At 42.5% G+C, this 12,580-nt stretch carries 11 protein-coding genes; 3 read left to right on the top strand and 8 right to left on the bottom strand.

The window, feature by feature from the left end; genetic code table 11:
- Nucleotides 1-261 precede the first annotated feature (261 nt).
- The 4 genes from KZP23_RS08060 to KZP23_RS08045 form a co-directional block, all read right to left on the bottom strand.
- Nucleotides 262-705, bottom strand: coding sequence for a GxxExxY protein (locus tag KZP23_RS08060; protein WP_226335665.1), 444 nt, complete (start codon nt 703-705; stop codon nt 262-264).
- Nucleotides 706-1,088: 383 nt separating this feature from the next.
- On the bottom strand, nt 1,089-1,742 hold the full coding sequence (locus KZP23_RS08055) for a DUF6266 family protein (protein ID WP_394370980.1): 654 nt from the start codon (nt 1,740-1,742) through the stop codon (nt 1,089-1,091).
- Between the two features lie 593 nt (nt 1,743-2,335).
- On the bottom strand, nt 2,336-2,767 hold the full coding sequence (locus KZP23_RS08050; protein ID WP_226335663.1) for an acyl-CoA thioesterase: 432 nt from the start codon (nt 2,765-2,767) through the stop codon (nt 2,336-2,338).
- 307 nt (nt 2,768-3,074) lie between these two features.
- Nucleotides 3,075-4,448, bottom strand: coding sequence for a Gfo/Idh/MocA family protein (locus KZP23_RS08045; RefSeq protein ID WP_226335661.1), 1,374 nt, complete (start codon nt 4,446-4,448; stop codon nt 3,075-3,077).
- Between the two features lie 177 nt (nt 4,449-4,625).
- On the opposite strand from KZP23_RS08045, the gene KZP23_RS08040 reads away from it, so the two are divergent.
- Complete coding sequence (locus tag KZP23_RS08040) at nt 4,626-5,075, top strand: lipocalin family protein (protein WP_226335660.1); 450 nt, start codon at nt 4,626-4,628, stop codon at nt 5,073-5,075.
- 26 nt (nt 5,076-5,101) lie between these two features.
- Here KZP23_RS08040 and KZP23_RS08035 read toward each other — a convergent pair whose 3' ends face one another.
- The 4 genes from KZP23_RS08035 to KZP23_RS08020 form a co-directional block, all read right to left on the bottom strand.
- Nucleotides 5,102-5,446 carry a hypothetical protein gene (locus tag KZP23_RS08035; RefSeq protein WP_226335658.1) on the bottom strand — a complete coding sequence of 115 codons (345 nt, stop codon included), beginning with the start codon at nt 5,444-5,446 and terminating at the stop codon, nt 5,102-5,104.
- Between the two features lie 76 nt (nt 5,447-5,522).
- On the bottom strand, nt 5,523-6,233 hold the full coding sequence (locus KZP23_RS08030) for a gluconate 2-dehydrogenase subunit 3 family protein (RefSeq protein WP_226335656.1): 711 nt from the start codon (nt 6,231-6,233) through the stop codon (nt 5,523-5,525).
- A gap of 11 nt (nt 6,234-6,244) precedes the next feature.
- Nucleotides 6,245-7,987, bottom strand: a complete 1,743-nt coding sequence (locus tag KZP23_RS08025; RefSeq protein ID WP_226335655.1) for a GMC oxidoreductase — start codon at nt 7,985-7,987, stop codon at nt 6,245-6,247.
- A 389-nt stretch (nt 7,988-8,376) separates the two neighbouring features.
- On the bottom strand, nt 8,377-9,069 hold the full coding sequence (locus KZP23_RS08020) for an arylesterase (RefSeq protein WP_226335653.1): 693 nt from the start codon (nt 9,067-9,069) through the stop codon (nt 8,377-8,379).
- 320 nt (nt 9,070-9,389) lie between these two features.
- On the opposite strand from KZP23_RS08020, the gene KZP23_RS08015 reads away from it, so the two are divergent.
- Both KZP23_RS08015 and KZP23_RS08010 read left to right on the top strand, forming a co-directional pair.
- On the top strand, nt 9,390-10,067 hold the full coding sequence (locus KZP23_RS08015; RefSeq protein WP_226335651.1) for an ABC transporter ATP-binding protein: 678 nt from the start codon (nt 9,390-9,392) through the stop codon (nt 10,065-10,067).
- Nucleotides 10,060-12,579, top strand: coding sequence for an ABC transporter permease (locus tag KZP23_RS08010; protein WP_226335649.1), 2,520 nt, complete (start codon nt 10,060-10,062; stop codon nt 12,577-12,579). Before KZP23_RS08015 ends, KZP23_RS08010 begins: the two co-directional genes overlap by 8 nt.
- Nucleotide 12,580 lies beyond the last annotated feature (1 nt).

Raw genomic sequence — 12,580 nt, 5'->3', positions numbered from 1 at the left:
ATAATAAGAAGGGGCAAATGAAATCGCACCTAATGAGGGCTGAACCACATAGACACATAGGTCACACAGTCTATGATAGCTATTGTACCTATGTGGTTCAATCAATTCTTGCAAACACAAATTGAAAATCCCTATAATAAGAAGGAGTAAATGCAATCGCTCCTAATCCTCTGTCAATCTTCACCTAATGAAGGGCTGAACCACATAGGCATATAGGTCACAGCGTCTATGATTGCTATTGTACCTATGTGGTTCAATATTTTATGCTTTCGGAAGGCCTGAATAGATTTCATTGACCATTGTCTTTTGACCGTATTTAAAAATATTGGTACAGTTGAAGTTGATAATAATTCCTTTTGGCTTTTCTACCATTTTCATATAAGTGAGCAACACGGCCTCGTGAATGGGCAAAATTCCATCCATGGCCTTCAATTCAACAATTATCAAATTATCTACAAGTACATCATACCGTAAATCTGCTTCAAGAGACACCCCTTTATATGCTAAAGGAATACGTTGTTGCGTACTGGTCTTCATACCTTGAATTTGAAGCTCTCTAACAAAACATTTTTCATAGACACTCTCTAGAAGACCCGGCCCAATCTGCTTATGCACTTCAATTGCGCAACCAATGATTTTGTAGGTCAACTCATCTATCGTTTTCTGTGTGATCCGCATATCTGTATTGTTCTTTTTGAACCACATGTAGCACAGAGATTGCTATTGTGCCTATGTGGTTAAATTAATTCTTATAAACCCAAATGGAAAATTCAAATAATATGAAGAGGTAAATGCAATCGCACCTAATCCTCTGCCAATCTTCACCCAGTGTGGGCTGAACCACATAGACACATAGATCACACCATCTATGATTGCTATTGTGCCTATCTGGTTCAAGTAATTCTTATAAACCCAAATGGAAAATCCCTATAATAGGAAGGTTTAAATGCAATCGCACCTAATCCTCTGCAAATCTTCACCCAGTGTGGGCTGAACCACATAGGCACATAGATCACACAGTCTATGATTGCTATTGTGCCTATGTGGTTCAAGTAATTCTAAAAATCCCCATTTGTGAAGGAATACTCCTAAACCATTCCCAAATATTGGCTATCTGAAAAACTTCTGGTCTTGTACCTGCGGCTATGATGGTGAAAACTGATATAGGCATGCAGCTTCCCCTCATGCCCCTTGCCCCCGAGAACCTTGACTTCCTGTTGCCCGGTAGACCGGAAACTCCCTTCCAGGACATATTCTACCCTTTGGTCTTCGGCATTATAGAGGACAAGCATTACCTTATCTGAATGTCGGGCACTACCTTCACCATTATTGTTTTCCCAGGAAAAGCGTACATGTTCATCATCCGCCCAACTTACCTGCGCATTTTTTGCTCTAGTCAGCGGCCCCAAACTTATCTTCACCTTATCAGGAAGCAGCTGCAGAGGATCTATGCCGCCACCATAAAAGGCATTTTTCGTGGTATAGCCCATGGCCGCGTTCATCCCGGTTCGCATGCCCTTCCGGAAGGCCTGAAAACCAAATTCAATGGGGATTTTCATGGGCCTGAGAAAATGGGAAGCCATGCTGAATTTGTTCCTGTAAAGTTGCTGAATAGGGGAAGGTTCACCGATCTTGGGTTCATCATTATGCTGCCTGACATAGGTCTTCCCATCTACAACATAAAAAACTACCCCTCCTATTTTTCCTCTAAGTTTGCTGAATATTCCGTCTGCTTTTGCCATCATCAAAAAAGGTTAAAGTTAAAACTGGCCAACAATAATCCCCTATAAGTTAAGTAATTACCTTATAGCAGTCAAGTATTTACCTTTGCATCTCCAAGGATTAATCAAGGAACAATTCCAAATTATCTTCGGATTTTACTCGGTATTTTCCGAGCTTGATCCGAAGGTGATCCGAGGGAGATCCGGGAGTGATCCAAAGATTATATTGTTTTCCCCTAAATGGAAGTGAAGAGATGGTAAGGACGAAATGGGAGTTAGAGGTAAGAAAACAGAAGAAGGGGAAGAAGCCGTTGTAGTTAGCGGGCTTTAGAGTAAAGATCAAAGAATAAAGATTTTTTGCCCCTATCATCTATTGTCTATCATCCTAGTTGTGCCGACTTACCAGGACGAACGACACGATCTAAAATGAGCCCGCCTATGTCAGGCAAACCTAAGGCCCAACATACACCGTCAGGCCTGCCGGTAGTGAAAAGGTTACCATTAAATCCGCATATAGCAAAGCCTCTCTTATTCTGAATAGGAGATCACCTAAGTTTCGCCCATGCAATCCAGTCTTTTGTCTGACATCTAACATCTAGCGTCTGCTATCTACATCAGCAAATCGCCTTGAGCCATTCCGGTGTAGGCTTCACCAGTTTTCTGGCCGTGGTATCAAATAATCCAATGCTCATCTCCACATCAGAGCATTTATTGCCTTTACTGTCAATAATCCATTGCTGAATGGTCCCCACTTTGGAGTGATATGCCGTGGTTTTGGAAAAAATGGTGATGGCTTCCCGTAATTTCAATTCCTTGATAAAGCGAATTCTAATGTCCAGGATCACGGGTCCTAAACCTGTTGTCTTGATTTCCTTCAGGCCATAGCCATTCTCCGTGATAAACTGCCAACGGGCCTCCTCATATATTTCCAGATAGGTGGCATTGTTTACATGCCCAAAAGTATCCAAGTGAAATTCCCTGATGATCATTGGATACTCAAATGTCCTGCTTTCCATTTCCTGTTTATTATAATCCTGTGTGGTCATGTGCTGATCTTTCCCTGCCTGAGTTTATGACAAAATGCTTCCGCGGGGAAATCTGTATAAAACTACTATTAATTTCCTATTTAACGAGAGAGACTATTTGATTCTATGACCTTTGCGTACAGAAAAAAATCACCTGCCCGCCCTTGCTGTTTGATAGCCTCCAGATTCACTCCTCTCATGAGCTTTGGGATCCTTTCAAAGTATACAATAAAAATCACGCAAAGGGCTGCTAAGCCGCTTCCCACTATAAAACTTTAGCGAACTTGGCGGCATATTGGCGCACTTTGCGTGAGAAAAACCTCCTGGCCTAAACCTTAGGCCGCTTGGCTTGCAGTTTGATATCCACCAAGTCTGCCACCTTAATCGGCTTCTGGGCTTCTATGCTTTTTCTGGCAGCAATCCCAATCAAGATGGACATGGCCCCATCCCTGGTTCCTGCGGATTGCCTGTAAGGATCAGCCATATTCGGATCTTTAAAGAGTTTGTCCTTCAGCCTGGTGTCTCCTCCACCATGCCCTCCTCCTGCATGTGGAATAGTGATGATTTCGGTATCGCCAAAATTCTTCGTCAACCTGAGTTCATCAGCGGGCTTTTCTTCCCAAGGCTGGCTTTCTTTGATCCAGGCCTCCAGCCTTCCTTGGGTACCATTAAAGGCTATGCGATATCCTTCATAAGGTGAATAGGAGGTCAAAGAATAACTGACCTGGACATCATTCATGTACTTGATCTGTACGGCCATCTTATCGTAAATATCGATATCCTCCCTATAAACACAGCCATCTCTTAAATAACCATCATACTGTTCATTATCCGTATACAGGCCCGTCAATCTTTCACTTTTGGTAATATCCCAGTAAAAGTCACATTGGTCCTTATGCGGACAGGGCCGGCAATTGGTATGCCTGAATTTTCCATTTTTACCATAAAACTCCAACTTACCATAAGCAAATACCTCCGCTGGATCCGAGTCCAACCACCAGTTAAGCAGATCAAAGTGATGCGTAGCCTTATGCACCAATAAAGTGCCTCCCTTTTCTCGATATCCATGCCATCTTCTGAAATAGGAGGCCCCATGATCGGTATCCAGGTACCAATGAAAATCCACTGAGGTTACTTTTCCTATTGCTCCACTATGCAGCATTTCATAAATTTTCTGACGGTGCGGACTATAGCGGTAATTGAAGGTTACAATGACCTTCTTACCTGTTCTTCTTTCAGCATTGAGGATATTTTGGCATTTGATTTCATCTGTGGTCATGGGTTTTTCAGTAATGACATTGGCCCCTGCTTCCAGTCCCTTAATGATAAATTCATCATGGGTGCAGTCCATGGTCGTCACGATCAACACATCCGGCTTTACGGTGGCCATCATTTCATCAAAATCCACAAAGGTGGGGCAGTCAGCGCCAATATATTGCTTACCATAAGCCAGCCGACCTTCATTGATATCTGATAGGCCTACAAATTCTACCTCATTGGAATATTCCTCCATCACACTTCTCCCAAACATACTGGTGCCACGGATACCTGTACCCACTAGGGCTATGCGCAGTTTCTTATTGGGATCTTCCCTTAGCGTCAGGGCTTCGGCGATGGGATGAACAAAAAATGAACCGGCGGCCATCATACCGGCTTTACTGATAAAATCCCTTCTTTTTTGGTTGGTGGTTTTTGTTGCCATTTCTTTTTGGGTTATTGTTTATTACACACTTAATATAATAAATCATGACTGATCACTACATGGAAATTGTACAAAATAAACGAATGGCCAAATTAAGTTAAGACTGGTAACAGACTGGCTTGGCTTTTGATTTAGTATATTCACAGCTCATAAAAACAACTCATGACAAAACCACTTATGCATAGGATTTTCTTGATTACTTTTCTTCTTATCTGCTCTCTTGGACTTTCACATGCCCAAGATCTTCAATCAACGCTTATTATTGGGGAATGGAAATTGGTAAAAAATGAGGCGGTGGACCAAATCAGAAGCTCGAACGCTTACCTATCTGCTAGTCCAGAAAAAAGATTGGCCATGGAAGAACGAATTAAAATCCTGTTGTCCAGCAGCTACTATCAATTCAAAGGAGATAAGCAAGTCAATTTTACTGATTTGGAGTCTGGGGCTATTGTCCAAAGACAGGCGACCTATCACATAGAAAACAATATGCTGAGCATCAAGGAAATAGACCGTGACCGAATCAAAAAGGCAAAAATCACGCAGCTAGATGAGAAAACCCTGATCCTGGCTCCCATCATCAATGGGAAAGAACAGGAAGCAAAAATGATTTTTGAGCACTGGAAATAATTTCAACAGTACATTTTTGGTCAATCTTAAGCCTTCGTTTTTGCAGACTTTCGAAGGACCGCCCTGATATAGAGCAGCAAGGCCAAGATTAGAATATTTCCTGCCAACCAAACAATATCCAAGGAGATCCAAGTGTACATAAAGTGGTTGGCCAACAGGATCAAACAGGTAAAGCAGAAGTAAGTGAGAAGCACTTTAAAAAGAAACTCCAATCTCATTTTGGAAAAGAATACGGCAGCGATCGTCAATGATAAGGAACTGGAAAGGATAAACATAAGCGTCTCTATTTCCTGAACATGATAAGCCAAGAGACTGAGGCAAAACAGGTTTAATAGACAAATCCCCAAAACCACCTTAAATAAATCATTCATAATTGAAGAATATTTTTCCAAAAAAAAAGCCATCCGCGACAATGCGGAGGGCCTTTTTCACATCCAAAACAAACAATTAACCAATTAAATTTCCTTCATCATCCCACTGTGCCAGCGTAGATCTGGTATCAGGGTTCATATATAAAGGAATATATTTTTCTTCTAATTTGAATCCATGTTTGGCCATTACCTCATCAGGCACACCATCCCAAACATTAGGACGGTTACCTTTATAATCTAGGTCTTTGAAGCCTTCTTGTGAAGTAAAGAAACCTGTGGAGGTCAAGTCCCTCAATATGTTAAAGAATTTAACACCACGGCTCATCTCTGGTTTAGCTTTCTCTGGAAAAGCTATATCATCGATGATCTCAATTCTCTGCTCTTCACTCGCCTCCATAAAAGGCTTGCCAAACCTGTCTTCGGATTGCGTATCCAACCACATCAGTCCACCTCTCATTGGTGTTTTGTATTGGGGCATGTCCTTGACAATAAATTCTATAAAATCAGGCACTCCAGCTTCAGTGGCACTTCCTGAGACATCGTCTTTGGGAATGATCACATCCACTAAGTAGTTTAACTTTTTCATTTCATCCTCCCTAAAGAAAACTTCCGCTTCCAGCTCGGCATTGCGGATCATTTCCTCTGGAGTTCTTCCCCACTTGGTTCCTTCACCGATAGTGGGCGCATGGGCAATTTCCTTAGGCGCTTCAGGACCACAACCAGTCATAAACAGACCAGAAGCCAAAGATCCAGTAAATAGCAGTTTTAAATTCTCTCTTCTATTCATCGTCCTGTCCTTTAGATATTTTTCTTTTTCAATTCACTAACTATAAAGTCGGATGTTCTCCAAGCCAATGCCAAAATAGTCCAAGTTGGGTTTTTGTCAGCTTGAGAAACAAATGGACCGCCATCCACTACAAATAGGTTCTTACACTCATGTGCCTGGCAGTTGCTGTTTACCACAGAAGAATTGGGATCGTCGCCCATTCTGGTAGTACCCACTTCGTGAATGATCCTACCTGGGGCATGGAGGCCGTACTTACTATCCGGTCCTGCTTTTTCACCAAACAATACCGCACCCGCATTGGTCAGTACTTCCTCAAAAGTATCCTGCATGTGCTTGGCCTGTTTGATTTCCTGGTCTGACCAAGTGTAATTAAATTTCAATACTGGGATACCGTATTTATCCACGGTGTTATTGTCTATCTCACAGTAATTTTCATAGCGAGGGATACTTTCCCCTCTACCTGACATCCCTACCATGGAACCGAAATAACGACGAATATCTTTTTTCAATCCGGCACCGTAGCCTCCTGCAGGGCCTGGATTACCGAATTCATCCTTGATATGCTTCCTGATGGTATCCATACCAAAACCAAAACCATAGCTAGGCATGGACATACCGCCCCAGTATTCGATATGGTAACCTCTGGCAAAGTCCAATTTACTATTGTCCAACCACCAAGGCGTATAAACGTGCATACCACCTACACCGTCCTCATTGTATTTCTGTCTGTCTACCAAATCAGGAATAAAGCCCATTCTATCGGCCCCAGTAGAGTCATGGAGGTACCTACCGATCATTCCGCTCCCATTGCTCAATCCATCAGGATGAACTTTGGATTTGGAATTCAACATGATCCTGGCAGATTCACAGGCAGAAGCACCCAGCACCACCACTCTTGATTTAAGCTTGTATTCCTTCATGTCCACCTTGCTGATATAAGACACGCCTGTTGCAAGTCCCTTATCATCAGTAGTCACCTTACGAACCATTGCATAGGTATAAAGGTCTACTTTGCCCTTTTTCATGGCCGGTTTTACCAAGCAGGTTCCTGCAGAGAAATCCGCATAGGCCTGACAAGCTCTGTTACACTGGTTACAGAAGAAACAAGCACCCCTTTCATTATTAATAGGCTTGGTAAGAATGGAAAGACGAGAAGGCATTACCGGAATGTCCACCTTATTAGCTCCCTTTTTGATGAAAAGTTCATGCAAACGTGGCTTGGGAGGAGGAAGGAAAAAACCGTCCGGTTCATTATAAATACCTTCTTTGGAGCCAAATACTCCGATCAATTTATCTACTCTATCGTAATATGGCTTGAGGTCTTCATAGCCGATAGGCCAGTTATCACCCAGACCATCTATATTCTTTCTTTTAAAATCATTAGGACCAAAACGCAGGGAAATCCTTCCCCAGTGATTGGTACGTCCACCTACCATTCTGGAACGGAACCAATCAAATTCAGTTCCATTTGCTTTGGTGTAAGGCTCACCATCAATATCCCATCCACCAATGGCCGCATCAAAATCACCAAAAGGCCTGTTTTGCGTGCTGGCACCTCTACGTGGAGATTCCCAAGGAAACCTAAGTTGGGTCCTGTCTTCCTCTTTGGCAGGGTCAAAATCTCCCCCCGCTTCAACAACGGCTACTGAAAATCCTGCCTCTGACAAGATTTTTGAGGCCATTCCCCCTCCGGCACCTGAACCGACGATAATTACATCGTATGCTTCTCCGGGAGATTTAATTTGAAAGCTCATACTTGATTTTTTTAAATTGTCTTTTAAGTTTGATTATTATTTAGCTAAACCCAAAGAACATTACTGGAACCATGATTCATCTAAAGTTTAAAACTAACAGAATATGTTTCTTAATTCCAGTGAAATTGAAATATTTGATTAGGTTATTCTTTAGAATGGAAAGATATAAAAAAAATATTAGCTAAATGGTTTTAGTGTATTGATTAAAAAAGATCAGGACAGGCCATACTTTAACTTTTCAGCAAAAAACAAAGTCATTGATTAAAAATAATATCGTGAAAAATAATTTTCATTATAAATAATACAAAAATATACTTTTTCAGGCTGATTTTTAAAAATTATAAACGGTCAAAATTTAGTTTGTATGAGCAGGAAAAAAGCCGGTATAATCATAGTACCGGCCCTAAAAATTCCCATACATTTTTGGCGACCAATTGATGCCCCTCGGCGGTGGGATGAATCCCATCGGGCTGGTTGAGCGCAGCATTTCCCCCAACCCCTTCCAATAGGAATGGGATCAGCACCAAATCGTTTTTTTCTGCTATCTCAGGATACATTTTCTGGAATTCAGCGGTATACTCTTGGCCCATATTGGGCGGAATTTGCATTCCTGCCAGGATGACTCTCGTATCGGGATATTTTTCCTCGATTTTATCTATGATGCCTTGTAGGTTCTTTTTGGTTTCATCCAGCTGTATGCCTCTCAATCCATCATTGCCTCCAAGCTCCAAAATAAAAATATCAGGTTGTTCTTCCAGAAACCAGTCAATTCTGGAAAGCCCACTTGCAGAGGTCTCCCCACTTAGCCCGCCATTGATCACCTTATAGTTCAGCCCCAAACTGTCTATCTTATCCTGAACCAATGCCGGAAAGGCCTGGGACTGATCCACACCGTAGCCGGCGGTCATGCTGTCCCCAAAAAACAGGATGGTCTTTTTCTTTTCTTCTTGGGCCGCACTATCCGTAAGCCTGGCCTCTTCCTTCTCATCTGAAGCTTGTTTTTGGTCTGTGCTGCATGCGCTAAAAAAAATGCCTATTATCGAAAGGCTTAATATGGATTTTAATATGCTTGTTTTGGTCATGTTATGAAACTTATTGTTCCTAAATTACGATTTAATAACTTATTGACGTTAGAATAGCCTGCCCGGTTTCCTATAAATAGGCTTTGTGCTGCCCCATCATTCAAGGCTATTTTCACCTTGTTGAACAGAAAATAGTCCATGGCGCCTTATTGGATACCAATGATGAAAGCAATTCATCACTACCGGGAAGACCATCTAGCCCATTCAAAATTGATTAATTTTCTATTTAGGCCCTATATTTTGATGGTTATTTTGGCCAAAGAATATAAAATCAAAAAGGAGACCAAAATTATTTCCTGTTTTATCTATAACTAAAATGTATGAGCATACTTTCTGTTAAAAATGTAAGTAAGATCTACCAAAGTGGTTCCAGAAAACTAACCGTACTGGACGATATCAATATGAGCGTTGCTGCGGGGGACAGTGTGGCCATTGTGGGACCTTCTGGAAGTGGGAAGACCACCCTTTTGGGATTGTGTGCCGGCCTGGACAGTGCCAGCGAGGGGAGCATTAGCTTAAACGGGCATCAACTGGACGGAATGACAGAAGATGAAAGAGCTGCAGTGAGAAGCCAGGAAATAGGCTTTATTTTCCAAAACTTCCAATTACTCCCTACTTTGACAGCCTTGGAAAACGTGATGGTGCCATTGGAATTAAAAAAGAGAAAAGATGCCAAGGACAAGGCTTTGGAATTATTGGAAAAAGTAGGACTTAAGGACAGGGCCACCCATTATCCAAGTCAATTATCAGGTGGAGAACAACAGCGGGTTTCCATAGCCCGGGCCTTTGCCAATGAACCCAAGATACTATTTGCCGATGAGCCTACAGGTAATCTGGACACAGAAACAGGGGAAATGATAGAAAATTTGATTTTTGATCTCAATAGGGCCTCTGGTACCACCCTGATCATGGTGACCCATGACACGGAGCTAGCCGCCAAGACCCATAAAATCATTCATATCAAAGGAGGAAAAATTCAAGAAAGTCAACATGCATAGATTCGAATGGATTCTTAAAATGGCCTTTAGGGATTTTCGAAAGAACAAAGGCAAACTCCTACTTTTTATTTCTTCCATTGTCATCGGGATTGCTGCCTTGGTAGCCATCAGCTCTTTTGGAGATAACTTGTCCAAGGACATTGACAACCAAGCCAGGGAGCTGTTGGGAGCGGACCTTGTTCTGGAAAACAACAAACCGCTTGGAGAGCAGGAATTGGACACCATGGCCAATGAGCTGGCCGAGGAAATCAATTTTGCCAGCATGGTATCCTTTACCAAATCCGATGAGAGCAGACTGGTTCAGATCAGGGCGCTAGAAGGAGACTTTCCTTTTTACGGCACTTTGGAAACAGCCCCATTATCAGCGGCACAGGATTTCAGAGATGGACAGCCCAAAGCTTTGGTAGAGAAAATCCTCATGGAGCAATTCAATGCTTCCGTAGGAGACAGCATCAAAGTGGGCAAAGTCAAGTTTGTGATAGCTGGTTCCTTATTGAGTGCCCCAGGCCAAACTGGGATAACCGCTACCGTCGCCCCAATTGTATATATCCCGATGAAATATGCTGATGAGACCGGTTTGATCCAGTATGGCAGCAGGGTGAATTACCAGCGGTATTACCGTTTTGATCAAGGAACAAATGTTGATGAGATGATCAAAGCCTATGACGAAGCCTGGGAGGAAGACCATGTGGATGCGGACACGGTAGAAGACCAAAAGAGATCTACCGGAAGGTCATTTGCCAATCTATCTGATTTCCTGAGCCTGGTGGCCTTTGTTGCCCTATTGCTGGGATGTGTAGGAGTAGCCAGTGCGGTCAATGTTTTTGTGAAAGAAAAACTGGCTTCCGTAGCCGTGTTACGCTGTTTGGGTGTCTCCTCCATGGACACTTTTTTGATTTACCTAAGCCAAATCAAATTGATGGGCTTGGCAGGTTCATTACTGGGAGCATTATTGGGCAGTTTGATTCAATTTATCCTGCCCCAAGTATTCAGTGATTTTTTACCGGTAGATGTCAGCGTAGCTGTCTCATGGAGAGCAGTGGCTTTTGGCATTATCACAGGATTGTTTATCTCGGTTCTATTTGCTTTTCTACCCTTGCTAAAAATAAGGAAAGTCCCTCCAATGATGACTTTGCGAACCGATGAGGATGCTGTAAAATTCAGCAAGGACCCTTGGCGCTGGTTAGTTATGGTGGCCATAGGTGTATTTATATTTTCCTTTAGTTTTTACCTGTTGGATGGCTGGAGGGAAGCCTTAGGCTTTACTGGTTTTGTAGTATTGGCCTTTGCCTCCTTATGGTTTGTGGGCACTGGAATCATGTGGCTGATCAGAAGGTTCTTGCCACTTTCCTTGAATTATCCTGTCCGCCAATCACTGGCCAATCTATACAGGCCCAACAACCAAACCATTTCCCTGATCGCTACTATTGGCCTGGGCACTGCCATGATCTCCACCCTGTTCTTTGTCCAAAATCAATTGCTGGACCAGGTAAAATTTGCCGATAAGGAAGACCAACCCAATATGCTCTTCTTTGATATTCAATCTTCGCAGGTGGAAGAGGTAAAGCAATCGGTTTTGAAAGAAGGCCTACCGGTCATGCAGGAAGTACCCATTGTCACCATGAGGCTGGAGTCCATCAATGGCATAGACAAAAGCGAAAATGCAGCACTGGCGGATGAGAAAAAGAGATCCAGGGGGCTTTATAATAGAGAGTTCAGGGTCACCTACAGGGATAGCCTGATAAAATCGGAGACCTTGGTCGAAGGGGAATTGCATCAGGTTAAATCACCTAAGGACAGTATTTTCATTTCCTTTGACAAGGGCTATGCAGGAAGAACGGGGATAGAAATCGGGGACGAAATTGTTTTCAATGTTCAGGGCAGGCCCATCAAAACCTATGTAGGCAGTTTCAGAGAAGTCAATTTCAGGCAGGTTTCTACCAATTTTCTGGTTTTGTTTCCGGAAAATGTCTTGGAAAAAGCCCCTAAATTCCATGTCATTATTACCAAATCAGCAACAGACAAACAGGCCGCGCAAGTACAGAACAAGATCGTAAAGGCCTTCCCCAATATTTCTGTGATCAACCTGGGATTAATCGTAGACACCTTTGAGGAGATTTTGGGCAAGATCAGTTTTGTCATTCAGTTCATGGCCTTGTTTAGCATTATCACAGGTATTTTGGTCTTGGTGAGTTCATTGATTATCAGCAAATACCAAAGAATGCGGGAAAGCATTCTCTTGAGGACCCTGGGTGCAAGTTCGCCTGTGGTCAGGACCATCAACACCCTAGAATACTTCTTTTTGGGAAGTTTGGCTTCACTGAGTGGTATTTTGCTTTCATTTTTGGCCACCGCCATGTTAAATATATGGATATTTGAATTTCCTGTACAATGGGCCTGGAAGGAAGCGGGCATCATCTATGTGCTGATCACAGCCATCACTGTCTTATTGGGTTGGCTAAATGGCAAGAACATTATCAATAAGCCGCCAATGGAGATTTTGAGAAGTTAAT

The organism is Echinicola marina (assembly GCF_020463795.1).
GTDB lineage: Bacteria > Bacteroidota > Bacteroidia > Cytophagales > Cyclobacteriaceae > Echinicola > Echinicola marina.
Note: the sequence above shows the minus strand (reverse complement) of the source record. Positions and strands in the feature narration are given on the sequence as shown.

Bases quoted from the DNA above. Each gene is read 5' to 3' on its own strand.
- KZP23_RS08060 (WP_226335665.1), bottom strand. From the start codon at position 705: ATGTGGTTCAAAAAGAACAATACAGATATGCGGATCACACAGAAAACG.
- KZP23_RS08055 (WP_394370980.1), bottom strand. From the start codon at position 1,742: ATGGCAAAAGCAGACGGAATATTCAGCAAACTTAGAGGAAAAATAGGA.
- KZP23_RS08050 (WP_226335663.1), bottom strand. From the start codon at position 2,767: ATGACCACACAGGATTATAATAAACAGGAAATGGAAAGCAGGACATTT.
- KZP23_RS08045 (WP_226335661.1), bottom strand. From the start codon at position 4,448: ATGGCAACAAAAACCACCAACCAAAAAAGAAGGGATTTTATCAGTAAA.
- KZP23_RS08040 (WP_226335660.1), top strand. From the start codon at position 4,626: ATGCATAGGATTTTCTTGATTACTTTTCTTCTTATCTGCTCTCTTGGA.
- KZP23_RS08035 (WP_226335658.1), bottom strand. From the start codon at position 5,446: ATGAATGATTTATTTAAGGTGGTTTTGGGGATTTGTCTATTAAACCTG.
- KZP23_RS08030 (WP_226335656.1), bottom strand. From the start codon at position 6,233: ATGAATAGAAGAGAGAATTTAAAACTGCTATTTACTGGATCTTTGGCT.
- KZP23_RS08025 (WP_226335655.1), bottom strand. From the start codon at position 7,987: ATGAGCTTTCAAATTAAATCTCCCGGAGAAGCATACGATGTAATTATC.
- KZP23_RS08020 (WP_226335653.1), bottom strand. From the start codon at position 9,069: ATGACCAAAACAAGCATATTAAAATCCATATTAAGCCTTTCGATAATA.
- KZP23_RS08015 (WP_226335651.1), top strand. From the start codon at position 9,390: ATGAGCATACTTTCTGTTAAAAATGTAAGTAAGATCTACCAAAGTGGT.
- KZP23_RS08010 (WP_226335649.1), top strand. From the start codon at position 10,060: ATGCATAGATTCGAATGGATTCTTAAAATGGCCTTTAGGGATTTTCGA.